Source organism: Hymenobacter sp. 5317J-9 (genome assembly GCF_022921075.1).
Lineage (GTDB): Bacteria > Bacteroidota > Bacteroidia > Cytophagales > Hymenobacteraceae > Hymenobacter.
The window spans coordinates 4,907,370-4,928,449 of record NZ_CP095050.1 but is presented as its reverse complement, the minus strand read 5'-3'; the positions used below and the strand labels follow the sequence as shown (position 1 = coordinate 4,928,449).

General features: G+C 63.0%; 20 protein-coding genes. 5 read left to right on the top strand and 15 right to left on the bottom strand.

The features are described 5' to 3' along the window. Positions 1 to 52: 52 nt before the first annotated feature. Positions 53 to 2,263 (bottom strand): T9SS type A sorting domain-containing protein, encoded by a 2,211-nt coding sequence (locus MUN81_RS20730; protein WP_245113978.1) that lies wholly within the window; start codon positions 2,261 to 2,263, stop codon positions 53 to 55. A gap of 398 nt (positions 2,264 to 2,661) precedes the next feature. Here MUN81_RS20730 and MUN81_RS20725 point away from each other — a divergent pair, with 398 nt between their 5' ends. Continuing rightward, positions 2,662 to 3,288 carry a TIGR04282 family arsenosugar biosynthesis glycosyltransferase gene (locus MUN81_RS20725; RefSeq protein WP_245113977.1) on the top strand — a complete coding sequence of 209 codons (627 nt, stop codon included), beginning with the start codon at positions 2,662 to 2,664 and terminating at the stop codon, positions 3,286 to 3,288. Positions 3,289 to 3,358: 70 nt separating this feature from the next. On the opposite strand, the gene arsS is transcribed toward MUN81_RS20725, so the two are convergent. From arsS to MUN81_RS20705, 4 genes are all read right to left on the bottom strand, one after another. Further along, on the bottom strand, positions 3,359 to 4,405 hold the full coding sequence (gene arsS, locus MUN81_RS20720) for an arsenosugar biosynthesis radical SAM (seleno)protein ArsS (RefSeq protein ID WP_245113976.1): 1,047 nt from the start codon (positions 4,403 to 4,405) through the stop codon (positions 3,359 to 3,361). A gap of 125 nt (positions 4,406 to 4,530) precedes the next feature. Next, positions 4,531 to 5,418 carry an SDR family oxidoreductase gene (locus MUN81_RS20715; RefSeq protein WP_245113975.1) on the bottom strand — a complete coding sequence of 296 codons (888 nt, stop codon included), beginning with the start codon at positions 5,416 to 5,418 and terminating at the stop codon, positions 4,531 to 4,533. Then, positions 5,411 to 6,409, bottom strand: a complete 999-nt coding sequence (locus tag MUN81_RS20710; RefSeq protein WP_245113974.1) for an NAD-dependent epimerase/dehydratase family protein — start codon at positions 6,407 to 6,409, stop codon at positions 5,411 to 5,413. Before MUN81_RS20710 ends, MUN81_RS20715 begins: the two co-directional genes overlap by 8 nt. Then, positions 6,409 to 7,101 carry a TIGR04283 family arsenosugar biosynthesis glycosyltransferase gene (locus tag MUN81_RS20705; RefSeq protein WP_245113973.1) on the bottom strand — a complete coding sequence of 231 codons (693 nt, stop codon included), beginning with the start codon at positions 7,099 to 7,101 and terminating at the stop codon, positions 6,409 to 6,411. The genes MUN81_RS20710 and MUN81_RS20705 overlap by 1 nt, the downstream gene beginning before the upstream one ends. A 183-nt stretch (positions 7,102 to 7,284) precedes the next feature. On the opposite strand from MUN81_RS20705, the gene MUN81_RS20700 reads away from it, so the two are divergent. The 3 genes from MUN81_RS20700 to MUN81_RS20690 all read left to right on the top strand — a co-directional run bounded on the left by MUN81_RS20700 (position 7,285) and on the right by MUN81_RS20690 (position 9,824). Then, positions 7,285 to 8,070 (top strand): DUF547 domain-containing protein, encoded by a 786-nt coding sequence (locus MUN81_RS20700; RefSeq protein ID WP_245113972.1) that lies wholly within the window; start codon positions 7,285 to 7,287, stop codon positions 8,068 to 8,070. Between the two features lie 33 nt (positions 8,071 to 8,103). Then, complete coding sequence (gene arsM / locus MUN81_RS20695; protein WP_245113971.1) at positions 8,104 to 9,072, top strand: arsenosugar biosynthesis arsenite methyltransferase ArsM; 969 nt, start codon at positions 8,104 to 8,106, stop codon at positions 9,070 to 9,072. Positions 9,073 to 9,206: 134 nt separating this feature from the next. Next, the gene (locus MUN81_RS20690) at positions 9,207 to 9,824 is read left to right on the top strand and encodes a DUF6134 family protein (RefSeq protein ID WP_245113970.1); all 618 of its coding nucleotides are present in this window, start codon (positions 9,207 to 9,209) and stop codon (positions 9,822 to 9,824) included. Between the two features lie 9 nt (positions 9,825 to 9,833). Here the strand turns inward: MUN81_RS20690 and MUN81_RS20685 are convergent, their stop codons facing one another. The 9 genes from MUN81_RS20685 to MUN81_RS20645 all read right to left on the bottom strand — a co-directional run bounded on the left by MUN81_RS20685 (position 9,834) and on the right by MUN81_RS20645 (position 16,411). Further along, positions 9,834 to 10,994, bottom strand: a complete 1,161-nt coding sequence (locus tag MUN81_RS20685) for a 3-hydroxyacyl-CoA dehydrogenase NAD-binding domain-containing protein (protein ID WP_245113969.1) — start codon at positions 10,992 to 10,994, stop codon at positions 9,834 to 9,836. A 9-nt stretch (positions 10,995 to 11,003) separates the two neighbouring features. Then, a complete protein-coding gene (paaD, locus tag MUN81_RS20680; RefSeq protein ID WP_245113968.1) occupies positions 11,004 to 11,513 on the bottom strand; it encodes a 1,2-phenylacetyl-CoA epoxidase subunit PaaD in 510 nt (169 codons plus the stop codon). Then, the gene (paaC, locus tag MUN81_RS20675) at positions 11,507 to 12,307 is read right to left on the bottom strand and encodes a 1,2-phenylacetyl-CoA epoxidase subunit PaaC (RefSeq protein WP_245113967.1); all 801 of its coding nucleotides are present in this window, start codon (positions 12,305 to 12,307) and stop codon (positions 11,507 to 11,509) included. The genes paaD and paaC overlap by 7 nt, the downstream gene beginning before the upstream one ends. Before the next feature lie 5 nt (positions 12,308 to 12,312). Then, positions 12,313 to 12,600 carry a 1,2-phenylacetyl-CoA epoxidase subunit PaaB gene (gene paaB / locus MUN81_RS20670; protein WP_190928204.1) on the bottom strand — a complete coding sequence of 96 codons (288 nt, stop codon included), beginning with the start codon at positions 12,598 to 12,600 and terminating at the stop codon, positions 12,313 to 12,315. 124 nt (positions 12,601 to 12,724) lie between these two features. Then, positions 12,725 to 13,681 (bottom strand): 1,2-phenylacetyl-CoA epoxidase subunit PaaA, encoded by a 957-nt coding sequence (paaA, locus tag MUN81_RS20665; protein ID WP_245113966.1) that lies wholly within the window; start codon positions 13,679 to 13,681, stop codon positions 12,725 to 12,727. 38 nt (positions 13,682 to 13,719) lie between these two features. Then, positions 13,720 to 14,796 (bottom strand): 1,2-phenylacetyl-CoA epoxidase subunit PaaE, encoded by a 1,077-nt coding sequence (paaE, locus tag MUN81_RS20660; RefSeq protein WP_245113965.1) that lies wholly within the window; start codon positions 14,794 to 14,796, stop codon positions 13,720 to 13,722. Between the two features lie 260 nt (positions 14,797 to 15,056). Next, positions 15,057 to 15,551 carry a hypothetical protein gene (locus MUN81_RS20655; protein WP_245113964.1) on the bottom strand — a complete coding sequence of 165 codons (495 nt, stop codon included), beginning with the start codon at positions 15,549 to 15,551 and terminating at the stop codon, positions 15,057 to 15,059. Then, entirely contained in the window at positions 15,544 to 16,101 is a 558-nt protein-coding gene (locus tag MUN81_RS20650) for an archaeosortase/exosortase family protein (RefSeq protein WP_245113963.1), read from the bottom strand. The genes MUN81_RS20655 and MUN81_RS20650 overlap by 8 nt, the downstream gene beginning before the upstream one ends. A gap of 97 nt (positions 16,102 to 16,198) precedes the next feature. Next, complete coding sequence (locus tag MUN81_RS20645; protein ID WP_245113962.1) at positions 16,199 to 16,411, bottom strand: hypothetical protein; 213 nt, start codon at positions 16,409 to 16,411, stop codon at positions 16,199 to 16,201. A 278-nt stretch (positions 16,412 to 16,689) separates the two neighbouring features. Here MUN81_RS20645 and MUN81_RS20640 point away from each other — a divergent pair, with 278 nt between their 5' ends. Further along, positions 16,690 to 17,688 carry a MoxR family ATPase gene (locus MUN81_RS20640; RefSeq protein ID WP_245113961.1) on the top strand — a complete coding sequence of 333 codons (999 nt, stop codon included), beginning with the start codon at positions 16,690 to 16,692 and terminating at the stop codon, positions 17,686 to 17,688. A gap of 104 nt (positions 17,689 to 17,792) precedes the next feature. Here MUN81_RS20640 and MUN81_RS20635 read toward each other — a convergent pair whose 3' ends face one another. Then, positions 17,793 to 21,041, bottom strand: a complete 3,249-nt coding sequence (locus tag MUN81_RS20635; RefSeq protein ID WP_245113960.1) for a T9SS type A sorting domain-containing protein — start codon at positions 21,039 to 21,041, stop codon at positions 17,793 to 17,795. Positions 21,042 to 21,080 lie beyond the last annotated feature (39 nt).

The window sequence follows — 21,080 nt, the reverse complement described above, 5'->3', positions numbered from 1 at the left end:
AGGATAGTGAATCAATAACAGGAAATAGGATGCCTGCGATTGTCTGATAATCTTATTCGCGCACGATGCGGCGGGTTTCGAGGCTGGCGGCCGTGCGCACCTGCAGCAGATACATGCCCTTTCCGCACCTGCTCAAATCCAGCTCTTGGGTCATGCCCTGCGGGTTGGGCTTGCTGACGGCGGCGCCTATCACCTGGCGGCCCAGGGCGTCGAAAACGGCCAGTGTCACGGGGTGGGCGTAGCCGGTGAGGGTGACGCTCAGGTGGCCGTTGGGGGTGGGGTTGGGGGCCACGCTCAGGCTGCTGCCGGGCAGCGCGCGCTGGCTGCCCAGCACCGTGCGCGGCGCTGATGGCGGCGAGGTGTAGGGTACGCCGCCAACCACCACCGTCACCACTACCGTGTAGACGCCGCCTGCGGTGGGTGTAATGGTTTGGCCCGTAGCGCCCGGAATTAGCTGCCCGTTGAGGTACCACTGGTTGCCGGTGGCGTAGTTGCTGCTCAGCGTCGCGCCGTTGGTCGTTACGACGGGTGCCAGCGGCGGCACCAGCGTCACCAGGATGGACGTGGTGTCGGCGCAGCCCAGGCCAAAGCCTCCGGCGGGAGTTACGGTCAGGAAATAGCGACTGTTCATTGTGGGGGCTACCGTGGTGGCCGCACTGCTGGCCTGGGCCGGGTCGAGCCCGTTGCCCTGCACCCGCCACTGGTAGCCGTAGGTCTGGGCCACGGTGGTGCCAGTGGCCAGCCGGCGCAAGGAATCCGGCCGCTGGGCCAGCCCCCGCAGAACCAGCGTACTACCCGCCGGAAGGCTCACGGCAGCGGCAGGGGCCGTGCCTCCCGCCGGCACGATGCCCGCCCGCACGTTCCGCCGCACGTTGATGACAATGACGCGGTTTTGCCGGCCCTTCACGGGGCAGCCGTTGTCTTCCACGCGCACGTTGAGGCGCACGGTGCGCCCCGCAGCCGTGGCCAGCGGCTGCAGGTAGAGGATGCCTTGCGGATGCGCGGTGCCGTTGCCGCTCAGGCTGAACGTGCCTACGTCGCCTCCGGCCAGCAGCAGCGGGTTGGTATTGATATCAGCCGGAACCGTGACGGTGAGCAGCTGCCCGACGCTGGGCACGCGCAGGTTGTCGGGGTCGGTGAAGTCGAGCGTCAGGCGCGAGTAGCTGCAGGCCTCCACATCAATCCGCGTAGTGTCCGGCGTGTTGATGATGCGGGCCCCCGAGTTGGCAGTTTGATTGGCGACCTGCACGGCATTCGGCACGGAATTGCCGCCGCAGTCTACCACGATGAAAACCATCTCGTGGCGAATCCGGCCAATCAGCCGCAGCACGCCATTCACCCGGCGGTACTCGTCGGCCTGCACCGCCAGCAGGTACTTGTTGTCGCCGCTGGCCGGCGTGGTAGGTACACTGTAGACGCCGGGCATAAGCGTAACGGTGCGGGCTTCGCGATTGAAGCGCAGGGTGCGCACCACGCCCGTTCTAACGGGGCAGGCGCCGACTGTGTCCATGCCCATGCGGATGGGGTAGGTGGGCGAATACACCCCCGGTAAAAACCCGGGAATAGTCAATATGCAAGGGCCGGGTGTGGGGAACGGCTCCAATGGAGGAGGCACTGCTTTATAAGTAACCGGCATGCCACAGGCTTGCAGGGGAGCAGCCAGCGAGTACGCCACGGAGTCGCCGTCGGGCTCCAGGGCCGAGAAGCTGAAGGTGGTGAGCTGCTTCCAGCACATGTACTGCACCGGAATGTCGTCGGCATCAAACTGCGGCGTGTTGTTGCTTACACCGCTGCCCCGGTTGTCGAGGTAGGCCTCGGCGTACAGGTCACCGGATACTATGTTGGCCAGGACGGGCCGGGCGTTTTGGACGGTGCTCAGCGTCCATTGGCCCGGCGGGAGCGTCACGGTGGCTTCGTAGCTCACAAAGCGAAAAAGGGCGTAGGCAGATGCCGGATTCTGGCAGGTGCCGGCCGTGGTGGCGCAGAGCGGCGCCGGCTCAAAGGCGGCGCCCTGCTGCACGAGCGGTGCCGTAAGCGTTGCCAGGGTGTTGCAGCCGCCGGTGCGGCATTCCAGCGTGAAGGCCGTGGTGGGCGCGCCCGAACAGTCCTGATACACGCGGAACCTGACGCGGTACTGGTTATTGCCCAACGAACTGTAGGTCATGTCGCCGCCCAGCAGGTGCGACGCCTGTGCCGCCGGCAGGCCGCCCAGAAAAACCCAGAAAAGCAGCGAGAAAAGAACAGAAGGTAGACGGTTCTTCATACAAAAATCGGCTAAAGTGGAAGGATGCTACAGGCACTTGAATCCTGGCCTCAGCACAGCGTAATGGCTGCGGAAGAAGCTGAGAATAAGCCCTGAATATGGTGGTTATGCTATGCGCAATTTTGGTTCCATTCTTTAGGGGAATTGCTTGAAAATGTGTGAAATAATTGATAGGGGAAATTGCTGTTTACTGTAATTGTTACTAAGTCAATGGCTTAATTTTTTTCCTGGCGAGTATCTAATGATTTTTACCAGCAACAACACCTTGCTGCCGGCCCATCATACCCAAAGCCACGCGCAGAAAGGCTTTGTCCGTAAAGTGCGAGCTTTGGGAAAGCCGTAAGCGGCTTTTTTTCGTTGCTACTGTTTTCACCCCCTCCGCTATCAGCCGCTCTGATTTGTCATCTCCTACTAACCACCTCCTCGTATTTGCCCGCGAGCCCGTCCTCGGCCGCGTAAAAACGCGCCTGGCTGCCGACATTGGCAATGAAGCCGCCCTGGCCGTGTACCGCGAATTATTAGCCATCACCGCTTCCGCCGTCACGGCCGCGCAGGTGCCCGCCACGGTGTGGCTGGCCGAAGCGCCCGCGCCCGCCGCCGACGCCAGCACCCCGCGCCCCGAATGGCCCGGCCTGCCCTGGCGCGTGCAGCCGCCCGCCGAGTCGCTCGGAGAACGCATGAGCCACGCCTTCGAACAAGCGTTTGCAGGTGGTGCCTCGCGGGTCGCCATCGTTGGCACCGATTGCCCGGGCCTGACCCAGCAGCTGCTGCACGCCGCTTTCGCAGCGCTGGCCAGCCACGACATGGTGGTAGGCCCGGCCGACGACGGCGGCTACTATCTATTAGGATTGAATGCGTTGCACCTGGAGCTATTCGCCAATAAAGACTGGAGCACCGCCACCGTACTACCCGACACCCTGGCCGATGCCGCCCGCCTGGGTCTGAGTGTGGCCCAGCTGCCCATGTTGCACGACGTCGATTCCGGCCGTGACCTGGCTACCTGGCGCGCAGCTAAGGCCTTATAAGTGGCTACATAAAAACAGCGGGCGATGCTTCATCGAAGCATCGCCCGCTGTTTTTATGTAGCTGCGAAGTTTACGCCACGGTGCCGCCGCAGCTGGAACCGCTGCCGGCCGTGCAGCCGTAGCAGTGCTGGTTGATGACGATGGCGCGCTGGCCCAGTGCGGCCGCGTCGAAGTCGCGGATGTGCTGCACGGGGCTGGCCACGTACAAATCTAGCATCTGGTTGAAGTCGCAGTCGTAGAGGCCACCGTCCCAGCCCACCGAGATGGTGTTGCGGCACATCACGCCGGCCGCGGCCACGGGGTTGAAGGCGTTCACCAGCTTTTCCATGTAGCCGGCGTAGTTGCCCGACTCGATGAGGTAGTCGAGGTAGCGGCTCACCGGAATGTTGGTGATGGCAAACAGGTCGTTGAACACGATGCCGTGGTCTTTCAGCAGCACCCGCTTGAACTGGTCCTGCAGGCCCTTTTGCGAGCCCGGCAGGAAGGCGCCGGCGGGGTTGTACACCAAGTTCAGCACTAGGCCGGTGCCGGGCTGGCCGTAGCCCACGGCGTTCAGCATTTTCAGCGCCCGGATGGAGTCCTCAAACACGCCGTCGCCGCGCTGGCTGTCGGTTTTAGAGGCGCTGTAGAAGGGCAGGGAGCTCACCACTTCCACGCCGTGCTTTTTGAAGAACTCCGGCAGGTCGTAGTACTTCTTGTTGGCCACGATGATGGTGAGGTTGCAGCGCACCAGCACCTTGCGGCCAAGCTTGCTGATTTCCTCCACAAACCAGCGGAAGTCCGGGTTCATCTCGGGGGCACCGCCGGTGAGGTCCACCGACGGGATATCGGTCTGGGCCAGCGCGTCGAGGCAGTACTGCATCGTTTCGCGGGTCATGATTTCCTTGCGGTCGGGGCCGGCGTCGACGTGGCAGTGCTTGCACACCTGGTTGCACATCTTGCCCACGTTGATTTGCAGCACGGCCGGCGTCACGGGTTGCAGCGGAAACAGCGCCGACTCGCGCAGCTTCTCGTGGAACAGCGGCAGGTGCAGCGTTTCGGCCACTTCACGTTTCAACACCGTTAGCTGAAAGGCAGAATCGGCGAGCTGGTGACCGGTAGCTTTAAGGGATTTCATCGAGGGCAATAAAGAGAAAGACGACCAAGCAACAGCCCAGCCGCGCGAATAGTGACAAGTTACGGCAGGCCGAAGCCGCCAAGAGACTTTACGAGAAAGCAGGAAGGCGCAGATTTACCGCCGCGTCATTCATAAAAATGCCGCATCCGGCGCATGGTGGTTTGCACCACCCAATCGCCGAGCCGCGGGAAATAGGTGTGCACCAGCACAATGAGCCGGCCCAGGGCCGAAATCACCGTGCGCTGCCGCCGCCGCCGGATGTGGCGCAGAATAATGGCGGCCACCTCCGCTTGGCTTTTTTGCCAGCGCGGCGGGCGGTGTGCAATGGGCACGGGCTGCCCGTTGGCGGCCAGCACGCGCTTTTCTGGGTCGTTTTGGGTGAAGCCGATGTGTACTACTCCGAAATGGATGCCGGTGTGGGCCAGCTCCAACCGCAGCGTGTGGGCCAGGTTGGCCACCGCCGCCTTGCCCGCGCAGTAGGCCGAGCCGCTGGGCATGCCGTTCAGGGCCGAAATGGAGGAAATGAACGTGACGCTGCCCCGGGCCTTTATCAGGTAGGGCAGGGCGGCTTTCAGCGGGTACACCGTGCCGTACACGTTGCTGTCGAGCACCTGCCGGAATACCTCGGGCTGCATGTCAGCGAAGTAGGCGCGCTGCGAGATGCTGGCGTTGGTCACCAGCACGTCGAGGCGGCCGAATGCTTCGATGGCCGTGTTGATGAGCTGTTCGCAGGCCTCGTAATCGGTCACGTCGGCCACGCAGCTGGCCACCGAGTGGCCGGCGGCCTGCAGCGCGGCGCGGGTTTGCTCCAGGCGCTCGGCGTTGCGGCCGTTGAGCACCACGGCGGCGCCCTGCTCGCAGAGCAGGCGGGCGGTTTCGCGGCCAATGCCCGATTCGGAACCCGTGACAATGGCCACCTGGCCGGCAAATGGGCCGGTGAGGTCCACCGGTGCCCAGGCGCGAAACTGCTCGGGCGCGGGCGCGGCTTCGGGCGCCGGAGCGTCCTTAAACATAGCGGTGGGCTTTAAACCAGTCAAAAGCTTCGACAACGGCTTGGGTGATGGGTGTTTGGGGCAGGGCCAGTTCGGCGCGGGCCTTGTGAGCGGTAAAGTAATGGCCATCGTTGGCCACGGCAGCCATGGCGGCGTTTAGCTGGGCCGGGCGGCCGGTCAGCCTACTCTTTACGTCGCAGAGCTGCCCATAGATTGTGGCCAGGCCCGGCGGAATGGGCCAACGCGGTGCTTTCACCTGCAAACAACCGGCTATCAGCGCAAAAGCTTCACGGTAGCTCAAGTTTTCGTTGCCTAAAATGTAAGACTCGCCCACGCGGCCCATGGTCAGGGCGTTGACGGTGGCCACGGCCACGTCGCGCACGTGCACGTAGTTTTTGCCGCCGGGCGGGTAGCCGGGCAGGCGGCCGTGGTACAGCTCCAGCAGCAGCGCGTTGGAGGTTGGCTTGGCATCGCCCGGCCCCAGCATGAAGGTGGGATGCACCAGCACGGCGGGCAGGTGCTCTTGCTGGACGGCGCGTAACAGCATTTTGGTGCATGTCACTTTGCTGTCCATGTAGTCGAGGCCATAGCGCTGGCCAGCGTAGGGCCGGGTTTCATCGCCGGGACGGCTTTTTGTACCAAAGCCGAAAACGTTGGCCGTGCCCACGTACACAAAACGGCTCACGTCGGCTTTGCGGGCCATGCGCAGCGCGTTTTCGGTGCCGCCAATGTTGGCAAGCACCACCTCCGGATTTCGGGCAGGATTTACTTGGGCCAATGCTGCCGCGTGAATAATGGATTCGCAACCGTTGGCCAGGCTGGTCAAATGGGAAATATTAACGGGCCGGGCCAGGTCTTCTTCGCAATACTCCACCGCCCACGCCGCCGGGAAAGGCGGCGCGGTGCCGGGCCGCAGCAGCGCCCGCACGGCGTGGCCGCGCGCCACCAGCTCCTGCACCATGTGGCGGCCCAGGAAGCCATTGGCGCCCGTCACAAGTACGCGGCCCGGCATCAGCGGTAGTTGAGCAGGGCCTTGTAGGTGCGCGCAATGCGCGGCGGCGGCACGTTCAGGAAGAACATGGCGAAGGCCGTGAGGTTGGCCAGCTGCACGCGCAACCAGCTGTTGGTTTCGTATTTCCGGGCCGATACCACTACGTCCTGCGGCACGATGTAGAACGAGGCCACCCGCCGGATGCGCCGGATGATTTCAAAATCCTCCATGATGACAAACCGCTCATTGAACCCGCCCAGCCGCTGAAACAAAGCTTTGGTGATGAACAGGGTCTGGTCGCCGCCGCGGCTCATGATGCCTTTGAAACGGGTGCCGTAGCTGTTGATGCGCAGCAGCGGGTGCCGCGAGTCGAACCGAAAGCGGTAGCAGCCGGCTTCGTGGCCCGCCGCCACGGCCTGCCGGATGGTGGCCACGTAGTCGGGGTGAATGCCCACGTCGGCGTGCACGAAGTAGAGGATGTCGCCGGTGGCCTGGGCGGCGCCGAAATTCATTTGGGCGGCCCGGCCGGGCTTGGGGCTGAGCAGCACGGTGGCGCCGGCCTGACGGGCCAGCTCGGCGGTGCCGTCGGGGCTGTGGGCGTCCACCACCAATATTTCCACCTCGCCGGCCGGGGCGTGCCGGCGCAGGGCGGCCACGAGGCGGGCAATGCCGGGGGCTTCGTTGTAGGTGGGAACGATAACGCTAAAAGTCATGGGCGGAAAGGAAGAAGGCGCAACTTCCGGCTTTTTAAGCAAAGTAGAAAGCGACGGGCTGCTACCGGGTGGCCGCCAGGGCAACCAATTTCTCTGCTTACGTAAGCTCGTCAGGTTAGAGTTTGGCCCGCGTCAATCTTAAAAGACAGCCACCGCCGTATATTCCCGACAACATCCCGTTTCATGAAAAAAGCCTTCTTTTCCCTGTTGGCCGCTGCTGTGCTCGTGGCCAGCGCGGCTGCTCCGGCCCCGGCCCTGGCCGCTGCTCATCCGGCCGTTGCCGCCCCGGCCGCCGTCGACCATTCGGCTTTCGACAAGCTACTGAAAAAGCACGTCAACGCCAAAGGGCTGGTTGACTACAAAGGCTTCAAGGCCGACCAGGCCGTCTTCGACCAATACCTTGACCTGCTCAGCAAGAACGCGCCGGCCAGCAGCTGGAGTAAGCAGGAGCAAATGGCTTACTGGATAAATGCTTACAACGCGTTTACCATTAAAACCATCCTGAATCATTACCCGCTGGAAAGCATCAAGGACATTGGCTCGAAAATCAAGATTCCGTTCGTAAATACGCCGTGGGCCGATAAGTTCTTTCGCATCGGCGGCGAAAAGATGAGCCTCGACAACATCGAGCACGGCATTCTGCGCAAGAAGTATGACGACCCGCGCATTCACTTTGCGCTAGTGTGCGCCTCCATGAGCTGCCCCCGCCTGCGCAACGAGGCCTACACCGCCGCCAAGCTGGACAGCCAGCTCGACGACCAGGGCCGCGACTTCCTAAACAATCCGGCCAAAAACAAGATTGGCAAAGGCAGCGCCCAGCTCTCCAAGTACTTCGACTGGTACAAGGGCGACTGGACCAAAAACGGCCAGTCGGTGGCGAAGTGGGTGAACAAGTACTCGACCACCAAGATTGACGAAAAAACGCCCATCAGCTACCTGGACTATAACTGGAAGCTGAATCAGCAATAAATCGACACCTCAACCCAGGCCTGCATCTCAAGAATGAGTTACCTCGATACCACCGCCGACGTGTACCGCCAGGCGGCCCAGGAGCCGCAGGTTGGCCTGTGCTGCACCACAAACCCCGTGTGGCAGCTGCCCGGCCTGAGCATTCCCAAGCGCATGCTGGCCATGAACTACGGCTGCGGCAGCACCGTGAACCCGCGCGACCTCACCAACAGCCCCACCGTGCTCTACGTGGGCGTGGGCGGCGGCATGGAGCTGCTCCAGTTTGCCTACTTCAGCCGCCGCCCCGGCGCCGTGATTGGCGTGGACGTGGTGGAGGAAATGCTGGAGGCTTCCCGCGAAAATATGCTTACCGCCGAGCAGGAAAACGACTGGTTCAGTCGCGAGTTCATCGACCTGCGCTCGGGTGACGCCCTCGGCCTGCCCGTGGCCGACGAAAGCGTGGACGTGGCCGCCCAAAACTGCCTCTTCAACATCTTCAAAGCCGACGACCTCAAGCGCGCCCTGCAGGAAACCTACCGCGTGCTCAGGCCCCACGGCCGCCTCGTGATGTCGGACCCCACTTGCGAGCAGCCCATGAGCGACGCGCTACGCGCCGATGAGCGCCTGCGGGCCCTTTGCCTCACCGGCTCGCTGCCCCTGCAGGAGTACCTCGACATGATTACCGAAGTCGGCTTCGGCACGGTGGAAGTGCGCGCCCGGCGGGCCTACCGCGTGCTGGCCCCCGGCCACTACGCCACCGATGAGCTCATCTACATCGAAAGCGTGGAAGTGTGCGCCATCAAAGACCCCATGCCGGCCGATGGGCCCTGCATTTTCACGGGCCGCACCGCCATCTACTACGGCGGCGAAGAATACTTCGATGACCAGAAAGGCCACGTGCTACTGGCCAACCAGCCCCTGGCCGTGTGCGACAAAACGGCCGGCGCCCTGCTGGCCCTGGGCCGCGACGACATCTTCGTGTCGCCCTCCACTTACCACTACGACGGTGGCGGCTGCTGCTAGTCAGCAGCTTTGCTATTGTCTCAATAGAACGTCATGCTGAGCTGGTCGAAGCATCTCAACCGCACGCAGGAATTAGTTGCGTAGTAGAGATGCTTCGACTGCGCTCAGCATGACGTTTTTTTAGGTTCACTGCGATGCACCAACTCCTCGTGCTGCTTTGGCTCTGTGCGCTGCCCGTGGCCGCCGCCGCGCAGGCTGTCAAGCCCGGCGCCACCGAAACGCGCCGCTACGCCATCGAAGTGGCCGGCGTGCGCGTGGGCACCATGACGGCCACGCGCCAGCCGCCCGTGGGCCCGGAGCAGGTGTACACGCTGGTGAGCGACGTGAAAGTCAATTTTCTGTTTTATCACCTGAAGATTTACTATCAGGTAATGAACCGCTTCCGCAACGGCCAGTTGCTGCTCTCTACCGTGGAAGCGCACACCAACCAAGGCGACTTTACCTCGCGCACCGAGTGGAAGGGCGACCATTACGCCATCCTGGCCGACCAGTACAAGCACCACTACGAGGCCACCGAGACGCAGCCCATCCGCTACGCCGTCACCAATCTGTTCTTTGCGGAGCCCGCTGGCCAACCCCGCGCTTTCGCGGAGTATTTCGGCGATTACTTCGCTCTGAGCCGCAACAAGGACGGCACCACCCGCGCCCTGCGCGACGGCCGTGAAGACGAGTACCAGTACGCCAACGGCCAGCTGGTCACCATCATCAAAAAGAACCCGCTCAAGAATTTCATCATCCGGCTGCTGCCGTGAGCGGCGGTGCTACCGGCTGGCAAACGTCTGCCCGGCCCGCACCATGCGGCGCAGCAGCGGGCTGGCGCGGTACCGGTCCTCGTGGTACTCCTCGTACAGCGCATCGAGCGTGCCGAGCACCTGCGGCAGACCCAACTCATCGGCCCAGGCCAGCAGGCCTTTGGGGTAGTTCACGCCCTTGGTCATGGCCAGCTCCAGGTCTTCCTTTGAGGCTACGTTGAGGGCCAGCGCGTCCACGGCTTCGTTGATGAGCATGGCCAGCACGCGGTTCAGGATTTCGCGGCCCAGCTGCTCGTCGCGGGTTGGCTCGGGCGGCACGGCGTCGGGCGCGTAGCTGTAGAAGCCGCGGCCCGACTTGCGGCCGTAGTAGCCGGCTTCAAACAGGCGCTTCTGGGTGAAAGACGGCTTGAAGCGCGGGTCAAAAAAGAAGGAGGTGAAGACGGATTCCGTGACGCGGTAGTTTACGTCGTGGCCGATGAAATCCATGAGGGCAAAGGGGCCCATGCGGAAGCCGCCCAGCTCGGTCAGGGCCCAGTCGATGGTGGCCATGTCGGCCACGCCTTCTTCCAGCAGGCGAATGGCCTCGCCATAAAAGGGTCGCGCCACGCGGTTCACGATGAAGCCGGGCGTGTCCTTGGCCAGCACCGGCAGCTTGCCCCAGCTCTGCACCAGGCTGCGAACTTCTTCGGCCAGCCCCTCACGTGTTTGCACCGCCGGAATGATTTCGACCAGCGCCATGAGCGGGGCCGGGTTGAAAAAATGAATGCCCACAAACCGCTCCGGCCGCTGGCAGGCCGCTGCGATGGAAGCAATGGAAAGCGACGAGGTGTTGCTGGCCAAGATGCAGTCGGCCGACACCACTGCCTCCACCTGCCGGAACACCTGCTGCTTCACCGCCAGCTCTTCCACAATGGCTTCGAGCACCAGGCCGCAACCGGCAAAATCCTGCATGTCGGTGGTGGGACGCAGGCGGGCCACGGCGGCTTCGGCGGCGTCAGCCGGCATCTTGCCTTTCTCGGCCAGCTTGCGCAGGGTGCTGGTAATGCCGGCGGTGGCTTTTTCCAGCGCCGTGGCGCTTTGGTCGAGCAAATACACGTCGTGGCCGGCCACGGCCACTACTTGCGCAATGCCCGCGCCCATGGCTCCGCTGCCGATAATTCCAATTGTCATGCGTTCAGGCTAGTTATGGCATTTAAAGTAGTCGAATGGCTCCAGGCAGTCGTCGCACTGGTAGTGCGCCTTGCAGGCCGTGGAGCCAAACTGGCTGACCAGGTGGGTGTGCGTCGACTTGCACACGGGGCAGCGCACGGCCGTGTCTTTGCCGAAGAGGTTGAGTACATGGCCAGTGGCGGTGCCGTCTACGGGCGGGGCAATGCCGTAGGCTTCCAGCTTCTCGCGGCCGGCCTGGCTCATCCAGTCCGTCGTCCAGGCTGGACTCAGCTGGTTGTGAATCAGCACGTTTTGGTAGCCTTCGGCCAGCAGGCGCAGCCGGATTTCGGTGGCAATGACGTTCATGGCCGGGCAGCCCGAGTAGGTGGGCGTGATGGTCACGGTAATCTGGTCGCCCGCCACTGCCACCCCGCGCACGATGCCCAGGTCCAAGATGCTGAGCACCGGCACTTCGGGGTCGCTCACTTCTTCCAGCAATTGCCAGATGTGGGCTTCGGTGGGAGCGGGGGCTATTACCATTTCAGGCCGGGGTAAGTGCGCTGCATGTACTGCAACTCCGAAAGCAGATAGCCTAAATGCTCGGTGTGGCGGCCTGTTTTGCCACCCTGCTGCCCAAACACCGGGCCCGGCAGTGGCAGCGTAGCCTCGGCAAATACATACTCGGTGTGTGCCTGCATGGCGGGCCGCAGCGCGCCGTAGTCAGGCAGCACGCCCACTTCCTGCAACTCTTTTTCGGCCGCCGTAGGCGTGGTCAATTCCTCGCCAAAGCGCCAGAGCGTAGCAATGGACTTCTCCAGACGCTGCCGGCTCTCGGGCGTGCCATCGCCGAGGCGAATCACCCATTCCGAGCTCCACTTGAGGTGGTAGGATGCCTCCTTCACCGACTTCTCGGCAATAGCGGCCAGCTGCGTATCGGGGCAGGTGAGCAGCGCCTTCAGCAAGTGGTAGTGGAAATTATCAAACAGAAACTGCCGCAGGATGGTGTGCGCAAAGTCATTATTGGGCTGTTCCACCAGCAGCGGGTTGCGGTATTCCACGGCGCTGCGCAGGTACGCCAGGTCGTCTTCGGTGCGGCCCTGGCCCTCCAGCTCGGCAGCATACTGATAGTAGCTGCGCGCCTCGCCCAGCAGGTCCAGCGCGATGTTGGCCATGGCCAAGTCCTGCTCCAGCACGGGGCCGTGCCCGCACCACTCCGAAAGGCGGTGCGCCAGAATCAGGCTGGTGTCGGCCAGTTGCAACACGAAGGGAAAGAGCGGGCCCGGGGCGGTGGCCGGTGTGGCAGCGGCCACGCGGGAGTCGTTTTGCGGCAGCATGGCAATTACATGTGTTTGATGGAATCCGGCACCTCGTAAAACGTGGGGTGCCGGTACACTTTGTCGGCCGCCGGGTCGAAGAAGGCCTCCGAGTCGTCGGGATTGGAAGCGTGGATGTGCTTCGACTCCACCACCCAGATGCTCACGCCTTCGAGACGGCGCGTGTACACGTCGCGGGCGTTTTGCACGGCCATGGTGGCGTCGGCGGCATGCAGGCTGCCCACGTGCTTGTGGTCAAGCCCCTGCTTGCTGCGGATGAAAACCTCCCACAGAGGCCATTCGGATTGGTTCATAATTTTGTTCGTTGTCATGCAGAGCGCAGCGAAGCATCTCGCGTGCAGCACTAACCAATACTATTGCAACGAAGCGCGCGAGATGCTTCGCTACGCTCTGCATGACGTTTTTCTTCTTAAATACCTAAGCCGCCACTGCCTCCCGCGCCGCGCGCTTGGCCGCGTGGGCATTGGCGGCTTCGCGTACCCAAGCACCTTCTTCGTGGGCATCCACGCGAGCCTGCAGGCGCTCGTGGTTGCAGAGGCCGTTGCCTTTCACCACGGCCCAGAACTCGTCCCAGTTCACTTCGCCGAAATCGTAGGCCTGACGGGCCTCGTTCCACCTCACCTTTTCATCGGGCACGGTAAGGCCCAGAAACTCGGCCTGGGGCACCATCATGTCCACGAATTTCTGGCGCAGTTCGTCGTTGGTGAAGCGCTTGATGCGCCACTTCATGCTTTGCTCGGTGTTGGGCGAGTCGGCATCTTTCGGGCCGAACATCATCAGCGTGGGCCACCACCAGCGGTTGAGGGCTTCCTGGGCCATGGCTTTCTGCTCAGGCGCCCCCTCGCACAGCGTCTGCATCACCTCAAAACCTTGGCGCTGGTGGAAGCTTTCTTCCTTGCACACGCGCACCATGGCCCGGGCATAGGGGCCGTAGCTGGTGCGGCATAGCGGCACTTGGTTCAGAATGGCGGCGCCGTCCACCAGCCAGCCCACGCAGCCCATATCGGCCCAGCTGAGGGTGGGGTAGTTGAAGATGCTGCTGTACTTGGCCTTGCCCGAGTGCAGGTCGGCCAGCATCTGGTCGCGGGTGGTGCCGAGGGTTTCGGCGGCGCTGTAGAGGTAGAGGCCGTGGCCGGCTTCGTCCTGCACCTTGGCCAGCAAAATGGACTTGCGCTTCAGCGAAGGGGCGCGGGTAATCCAGTTGCCTTCGGGCAGCATGCCCACCAGTTCGGAGTGGGCGTGCTGCGAAATCTGGCGAATGAGGGTTTTGCGGTACGCCTCCGGCATCCAGTCCTTGGGCTCGATGCGCACGTCGGCATCGATGCGGGCCTGAAACTGTTCTTCCGGGGTGAGGACTTGTTCGAGCGTTTCCATGGGACGGGGTGGGATTTAGTTGAAAGAAAGAGAAGTGGCTATTGGTCGAAGTCGACCGTAACCTCCGGCGTAGTGGGCCGGGCCTGGCAAGTAAGTACGTAGCCCTTGGCCACTTCGGTATCGGACAGCGAATAGTTTACGTCCATCTCGGCCGTGCCGGCCGTGACGCGGGCGCGGCAGGTGCTGCACATGCCGTTTTTGCAGGAATAGGGCGCATCCACCCCAATGGCCAGCAGGGCATCGAGCACCGTGTCGCCGTAGTACGACATGGCCAGCGGGTAGGCGCGGCCGTCGAGCTGCACCGTTACCTGGCTTTTCTGGTCGTCGTCGCCCATTGGGCGCGGCGCGGTTGCCCTGGCATTGGCCGGGCTGCTGGTGGAGGCAAACAACTCAAAGTGAATCTTGTCGCTGGCCACCCCGGCTTCCGTTAGGGCCTGCTTCACGCCGTGAATCATCTCCTCGGGTCCGCAGATGAACGCCTCATCGAGCCGGTCCGCGGGCACAATTTTTTGCAGAAATTCGGCCGCTTTGGCGTAGCCGAGGCGGCCGAAAAACAACTCGCTGTCGCCCTGCTCGCGGCTCAGCACATGGTACACGCTCAGCCGGTTCAGAAATTTATTCTTCAGCCCTTCAATGGCTTCCTTGAAGATGATGGAGTTGCGGCCGCGGTTGCCATATACCAAGTACACATGGCTGCCGGGCTCGGTGAGCAACACCGTTTTGGCAATGCTCAGAATGGGCGTGATGCCGCTGCCGGCGGCAAATAGCGCGTAGCGCTTGGCCTGCGTGGGGTGCAGGCTGGGGGAGAAGCGGCCCTGCGGCGGCATCACGTCGAGGGTGTCGCCCGCGTGCAGGCCATCCACGGCCAGGGTGGAGAAGCGGCCCTCGGGTACTTTCTTGATAGCCACGCGCCATTCGTCGTCCAGCGGGCTGCTGCAAATGGAATAGGAGCGTCGCAGCTCCTCGCCATTATGCTCGCGGCGCAGGGTGAGGTACTGCCCGGGCGTGTAGCGGAAAGCCTCGCGCAGCTCGGCCGGCACGTCAAACGCCAGCGAAACGCAGTCGGGCGTTTCGCGCCGAATGTTCTTGATTTTGAGTTTGTGAAACTGGCTCATGGGTGGGATGGGATGAGCAGTGAGGGCGAGAGCAGAAGGTCGTCCAGCCATTGCCTAAAAGGCAACAATCGGCGACCTTACAAATATAGCTACTATAACCCAAAAAGCTAACGAGTGTTTGTTTTAGCAAAAAGGCCGAAAAAGAGGCCCCCAGCACAATGTAGAGACGCAACACTTCGCGTCTCAGCGCTGAACGATTACCGGCGAGCGACGCCAGCCGCCCGGACGCCGAGACGCGAAGTGTCGCGTCTTTACCACGTTCAGGCCTTGGCCCTGGCCCCAAATCCTGAGCGCAGCAGCACGTACAGCCCGGCCACCGGCAGCGGGCTCACCACAAAATCGAGTAGCTGCCGGCCGAGGCGGTAGGCCCATTGGGCATCGCCGGCCAGCTTGCCCAGCACCACTAGCGCCACGTACACGGCCAGCGTGCCCGCGTACAGCCGCAGCACCAGCCGCCATTGCGCGGGCGCTGGCAGCAGCAGGCGCAGTAGCAGCAGGCAAACGCTCAGGTAGCCCACGGCATAAGTCATCACCGCCGGCAGCGGCCGCTTCACCACGCTCCCGCTGATGCCTTGCTGCAGGGCTTCCAGCTGCTGGCGCAGGCCCACGGCGGCCAGGGCGCGCTGCCACCATTTCGTCAGGAAATTCAGCACGGCCACGTCGTACACGCCCAGCAGAAGCAGGGCAGCCAGCAGCGCGCCCACCGCTACCCAGCGGCCGCCGTTGCTGCGCGGCGTCAGCCCTGCCTCAGTCATGGGCCGGGCCGTTGGGCGCCACGGCCAGGCGCCGGGCCCACAGCATCCAGAGGCCAAAAATGCAGCCGTACACCACAAAGTTGAAGGTGTAGTGGTGGTTGAATTCGAGCGACGAATGGGCGTAGCGGTGGTTGATGGCCAGCGCGGCCACGCGCAGCACGTTCAGCCCCCAAATGAGCGCCATGCCGGCCGGAATAAACCACGCCTTGCGCCGCCACGGCCCCGGAAACGCCAGCACGAAGCCCCCAAACAGCGCGTACAGCACCAGCCCGTTGCAGGGCGGGTACACCACCACCGAGGGCTGGCCGCTCATCAGCACCAGCTGGCGGGAGGAGGGGCTCACGGCCGCCTCAAAACCCAGCCCCTGCAGCAAGCCCACGCTGCTGCGCGTAATCTGGGCACACAGCGCGGCGTCGAGGCGCCCGTCGGGCCCCAGCCACTGCTGATAGCCAAAAAACCACGCCAAATACATGGCCACGGCCACAAGCAAAAAGCGAAACAGCAGCCGATTGTCGGGCGGTGCGCCAGCGGCGGGGGCGGAAGGTAGCATAAGGCAGGAAAGATAACAGCTGCGAAGCCGCAAAAAAAAGACGGCCTTTCTCGTCGGAAAGGCCGTCGGGCTACTGCGGGCAGTGTTGAAACAAAGGCTAGGATTTCTTGCGGCGGTCGCGCAGGCGCTTGAGGCCGTAGGCCACCCCACCGGCCAGCAGCAGCGAGGCCCCGCCATCCAGCGGCACTTCGGCGGCGGGTGTGCCGGGCGTGGGACCACCCGAGCCAGGGCCCTGGGCCAGTACGGTTCCGGCAAACGCCAGTGCCATGGTAAATGCTGGCAGCAAACGAGTTAGGAGAAATGATTTCATGCGTTAGGGTTGAGAAGGTGAAGTGAAATGCGAAGGCAACCAGAGGGGTAAATGTATCACAATGTTTTTAAAATATAGCCTTCCGGGAGTATTATCTGTGTTAATTTATCAGCTGGTGCCCGGGCCGTCAAGCAAGGCCTGACGGGGCATTTTCCCTACGGGTCTCCGCTGGCTTAGTTGGCCCACGCAGCTAAAAACACCGGGTGGGCGGGGGCGTGGCGCGCTACTCGGGCGGCGTGCCTACCTTGCGGCGGCTGTTTCGCCTGTTTCCCTACCCCATGCTTTCTCCTTCCGACGCTGCTGCGCCGGCGGCTGGCCCCGCCGATTATCATCCCCTCATTCGCCAGGTGTTTGCCGAGATGGGCAAAGTGGTGGTGGGCCAGCAGCCCCTGCTCAGCCGCCTGCTCATCGGCCTGTTCACGGGCGGACACATCCTGCTCGAAGGGGTGCCCGGCCTAGCCAAGACGCTCACCATCTCCACGCTGGCCAAGGTGCTGCACCTGCACTTTCAGCGGGTGCAGTTCACGCCCGACCTGCTGCCCTCCGACCTGGTAGGCACCATGATTTACAACCAGAACCAGTCCATCTTCGAGGTGAAGAAGGGGCCGATTTTCGCCAACCTTGTGCTGGCCGACGAAATCAACCGCTCGCCGGCCAAGGTGCAGAGCGCCCTACTCGAAGCCATGCAGGAAAAGCAGGTCACCATCGGCGACACCACTTATCCGCTCGACCTGCCCTTTCTGGTGCTGGCCACCCAAAACCCCGTGGAGCAGGAGGGCACCTACCCGCTGCCCGAGGCCCAGGTCGACCGCTTCATGCTGAAGGTGCACGTCGACTACCTCAAGAAAGCCGACGAACTGGAGGTAATGCGCCGTATGGCCAACCTCAGCTTCGTAGAAGACGTGCAGCCGGTGCTCACGCAGGCCGATATCTTTGGCATCCGCCAGCAAATCAACCAAGTGCAGATTTCAGATACGCTGGAGAAGTACCTCATCGAGCTGGTTTTTGCCACTCGCCGCCCCGCCGACTACGACCTGCCCGAGTTTGCCCAGGCCGTGCAGTTCGGGGCCAGCCCCCGCGCCAGCATTGCCCTGCACCGCGCTTCCAAGGCCGTGGCCTACCTCGAAGGACGCGACTACGTGCTGCCCGAAGACATCAAGGAGGTGGCGGCCGACGTGCTCAACCACCGCATTCTGCTCACCTACGAAGCCGAAGCCGACGGCATCCGCACCCAGGACCTGATTGAAGCCATCCTGCGCAAGGTGCCCATCAGCTAAACGGCTGGCCTCTGCGCGCCGGTCAATCGCGTTGCCAGGTGGACAGACATAAAAAAAGGGCTGACCATGCGGTCAGCCCTTTTTTGTGCAAAGTGTGGAGGAGGTTATTCCACCACCACGCGCTTCACCACGAGGTCGTTGCCCGACTTCAGCTGCAGCGAGTATACGCCAGCAGCGAGACGGCTCACGTCGAACTTCGTGCTGCCACCGGCGGTGGGCAGGTTCAGCTGCTGGGTCAGCACCGTCTGGCCAAGCGAGTTGATGAGCGTAGCGGTAGCAGCGTGCAGGCTGCCGGCCGGTACTTCCAGCGTGAAGTTCTGGTGGGCCGGGTTGGGGTACAGGCCCACCGTGGCGGCCAGGGCTTCGTTGCGGCTCGACGAGATGATGCTCAGGCGCACGTTGTCGATGCCCATGTCGTCGTTGCCGAAGTCCGAAGTGGCCTGGAAGCGAATCACCGTCGTGGCCGAGGTGCTGGGGATAACCACCGTTTTGGCCGCGAAGGCCGTGTTGGTGGTGGCCGTCAGCAGGGGCGTGGCGTTGAAGGTGGCGCCGCCGTCGGTGCTGTACAGCACTTCCACTTTGTCGGTGCCGCTGGGGTTGATGAAGTCAAACGTCAGCGTGCGGGCGCCGGCGGCACCGCTCAGGTTGACGTAGAGGTCAAACTTGCCTTGCAAGCCAATGGCCGAGCCGAAGGTGTGGAAGCGAGCCGAGTGCGAGCCGGTGCTCGAACGCGTCACGTAAGGAGGCGTGGGGTTGCTGGTCGAAGCCGTTTCGTAGGCTTCGTACTGCCAGCCAGCCGACAGGAAGCCGTCGTCTTCGCGGCGCCAAGAGTTGTCGCCCGTGGCGGGCGTGTTGCGCCAGCTGTTGGAGGGCACGTCGCGCGTGCCACCCACGTTAATCCAAGTGCCTTCGAAGCCTTCGGTGAAAGGCAGCGTGGCGTAGGCTGCGGGGGGCAGCAGGGTGGTGAAGGTGGTGGTCACCGGGATGGAGTTGGCACCCGTCGAGCAGGACGTTACCACGCTCACGGTGTAGGTGGTGCCCGAGGCCAGGCCAGTCAGGACGATGGGCGAGCCCGTGGGGGCCGGCGTCACGGTCACGGGAGTGCCGTTAGCGGCGGTATAGGTTACCACGTAGCCACCCGTGCCGGCCGGAGCCGTGAAGGTGATGGTGGCACCGGTCTGGGTGACGGAACCGGCCGTGAGGGCGCTAACCGGGGTGCAGGCCGGGGCGCTGGTCGAGGTCGTTACGGCTTCCAGCATGAAGCGGAAGTCGCGGGTGGCGTTGGCCACGGTAGTCACGTCGACCGGAGCCGCAGCCGTGGTAGCCGAGGCGGTGAAGTACTGACCAGCCCGGGTGTACACCTCGGGCTGGGTGCCCAGCGGGAAGTATTGGGTGGTTTGGCCCGTCTGGTAAGTCTGCGCCAGGCCCACGAGGAAGTCACCGGCGGTCAGGGCCACCGGCGTGCTCAGGGTGAAATTGGTGTAGCCAGTGCCGGCTACGTCGGCAGCCGTTACCACGTAGTCGGGGGAACGGCCGAGGACGGCACCCGTGGTGGGGTTCATTACCACGGCGTATACCGTTTTGCCGATGGTGGGGCTGGGAGCGCCCGAGAAGTTCACCAGGAAGGCGCGCACCTGGGTCACGTTCACCGACGTGTTGGCCGTGAACTTGGTCAGGAAAGCCCCCGTGAACGTGGTGCTGGGACCGAAGCCACGAGCCGAAGTCGGTTGCGTAGCGTCGTTGTACGAGTAGTCCGAGGCGTTCACCACCTGGGTAACGCTGCTTGCGTTGTTGCCCGCGTTGTCATCGGCAGGTACCGAAACCGTTACGGTGTTGTTGCCGGTAGCGGTGGGCACATACGGGTCGAAGATCACGGTGGTGCTGGCACCAGCGGCCAGCGAAGCCACCGTCTTCGTGTTGCTGAAAGTATTAGCACCCGTCACGTTCAGGGTCACCACCAGGTTCGTTTGGGCGCTGGTGCCGGTGTTGGTCACGTAGGCGCTTACGGCGTGGGGCGCGCCCTGCGGAATGGGCAGCTTGGTGAGGGCGTACACCATGCGAACCGCAGCGTCGTTGGGCGCCACGGTAGTGGCGCAGATGCCAAAGGTTCCGGCGTCCGTGCCGGGGTAGGTGAATACCCGAACGTAGAGCGTGGAGCCCGGGGTGCGGCCCGTTACCGTCGCGCTCGAAAACTCGTTATTGGGGGCGGCAATGGCGTCGTTGCAACCGATTTCGGTGAGGGCGGCGCACGTACCGGAGTAGATGATGATGCCGGTGTCGTCTACCGTAGAGCCTGCAACGGCGCTGGTAGTGACGGTGACGGTGCCGGTGGCAGGAACCACTACCGTATACCACAAGTCGTTACCGATGGCGAGAGCGGGATTGAAGCAACCGGTAGAGGTGAGAGCCGGCGCGCCCGTTGAAGCCGTTGCCAGGCCGTTGTTGGCCGTCACATTGGTGCACGACGTGCCCACCGTCAGGGCCGTGGCGCCGGCGCAGTCGTCGTTGGCCGGGGCCGCGATGGTGCCCGGGGCGAAGCGGTAGGTGCGGCCGGCGTCAGGAACTGCCGTGGCGTTGAAGTTATGGGTAGTGCCGGTGTAAACGCCGGTGATAAAGGCCGTGGTCGACCACGCCGCCGCACCAGTGGTTTTGTTGGCCAGCACCGTTTGGCCGTTGCCCGAGCCCGAACCCTTGATGCCCACGCTGGGGAAGCGCGAAATGGCCGCGTTGGTCGAGGCCGTGGTCGGGCCGTACACAAACTCGATGTTGTTGGTAGTTTCGTAGAGCTTGGCCTGGAACGACATGTTGGCGTACTGGCTCAGGCGGGCCGTGCCCGACTTGTCGCTCACGTTCTTCCACTGAATGGTGCACACCCGGTTGGGCGCCGTGCCGGTGGTGGCCACACGGTATTCGGCGGTGCCGGTGCCCGGGATGAGGTCGAAGTTGAACGGCATAATCAGGTTCACGTCGGCCGCGTTGGTGCTGCCCACCGGGTCAACCCCCGGCGCCGTTTGCCCGGTCTCGTACACGCCAAACAGGTTGGCCACCGAGGGAGCGGCGCTGCCCAGGCGTATCAGGCCATTGGTGTTCAGCACAAACTGCGTGAACGCAGTCCCGTTGTAGGTGAACGTGAAGCCGATGTTCTGCGCAGCCGAGTTGGCGTCGTCGTTGCTCGACGTAGTGATGGCCGTGCCATTGGTGCCCAAGTCGGTGTAAGTACCGGCCACGTTGGTGGCGCTTGTCGGCGAATAGCCCAGTTGTTGGGCGCTTGCCGCGAGTGGCAGCAGTGGCAACAAAGCCACCGGCAACCACCGGCTGGCTGTTTTCAGCCGGGTCTGTAAGGTTGTTAGCATGAAAATGGGGGAAAAGTGAGGAATAAAAAGGGGAAGTGA

Coding starts and splice junctions, on each gene's coding strand:
- MUN81_RS20730 (WP_245113978.1), bottom strand. CDS start 2,263: ATGAAGAACCGTCTACCTTCTGTTCTTTTCTCGCTGCTTTTCTGGGTT.
- arsS (WP_245113976.1), bottom strand. CDS start 4,405: ATGAAATCCCTTAAAGCTACCGGTCACCAGCTCGCCGATTCTGCCTTT.
- MUN81_RS20715 (WP_245113975.1), bottom strand. CDS start 5,418: ATGTTTAAGGACGCTCCGGCGCCCGAAGCCGCGCCCGCGCCCGAGCAG.
- MUN81_RS20710 (WP_245113974.1), bottom strand. CDS start 6,409: ATGCCGGGCCGCGTACTTGTGACGGGCGCCAATGGCTTCCTGGGCCGC.
- MUN81_RS20705 (WP_245113973.1), bottom strand. CDS start 7,101: ATGACTTTTAGCGTTATCGTTCCCACCTACAACGAAGCCCCCGGCATT.
- MUN81_RS20700 (WP_245113972.1), top strand. CDS start 7,285: ATGAAAAAAGCCTTCTTTTCCCTGTTGGCCGCTGCTGTGCTCGTGGCC.
- arsM (WP_245113971.1), top strand. CDS start 8,104: ATGAGTTACCTCGATACCACCGCCGACGTGTACCGCCAGGCGGCCCAG.
- MUN81_RS20690 (WP_245113970.1), top strand. CDS start 9,207: ATGCACCAACTCCTCGTGCTGCTTTGGCTCTGTGCGCTGCCCGTGGCC.
- MUN81_RS20685 (WP_245113969.1), bottom strand. CDS start 10,994: ATGACAATTGGAATTATCGGCAGCGGAGCCATGGGCGCGGGCATTGCG.
- paaD (WP_245113968.1), bottom strand. CDS start 11,513: ATGGTAATAGCCCCCGCTCCCACCGAAGCCCACATCTGGCAATTGCTG.
- paaC (WP_245113967.1), bottom strand. CDS start 12,307: ATGCTGCCGCAAAACGACTCCCGCGTGGCCGCTGCCACACCGGCCACC.
- paaB (WP_190928204.1), bottom strand. CDS start 12,600: ATGAACCAATCCGAATGGCCTCTGTGGGAGGTTTTCATCCGCAGCAAG.
- paaA (WP_245113966.1), bottom strand. CDS start 13,681: ATGGAAACGCTCGAACAAGTCCTCACCCCGGAAGAACAGTTTCAGGCC.
- paaE (WP_245113965.1), bottom strand. CDS start 14,796: ATGAGCCAGTTTCACAAACTCAAAATCAAGAACATTCGGCGCGAAACG.
- MUN81_RS20655 (WP_245113964.1), bottom strand. CDS start 15,551: ATGACTGAGGCAGGGCTGACGCCGCGCAGCAACGGCGGCCGCTGGGTA.
- MUN81_RS20650 (WP_245113963.1), bottom strand. CDS start 16,101: ATGCTACCTTCCGCCCCCGCCGCTGGCGCACCGCCCGACAATCGGCTG.
- MUN81_RS20645 (WP_245113962.1), bottom strand. CDS start 16,411: ATGAAATCATTTCTCCTAACTCGTTTGCTGCCAGCATTTACCATGGCA.
- MUN81_RS20640 (WP_245113961.1), top strand. CDS start 16,690: ATGCTTTCTCCTTCCGACGCTGCTGCGCCGGCGGCTGGCCCCGCCGAT.
- MUN81_RS20635 (WP_245113960.1), bottom strand. CDS start 21,041: ATGCTAACAACCTTACAGACCCGGCTGAAAACAGCCAGCCGGTGGTTG.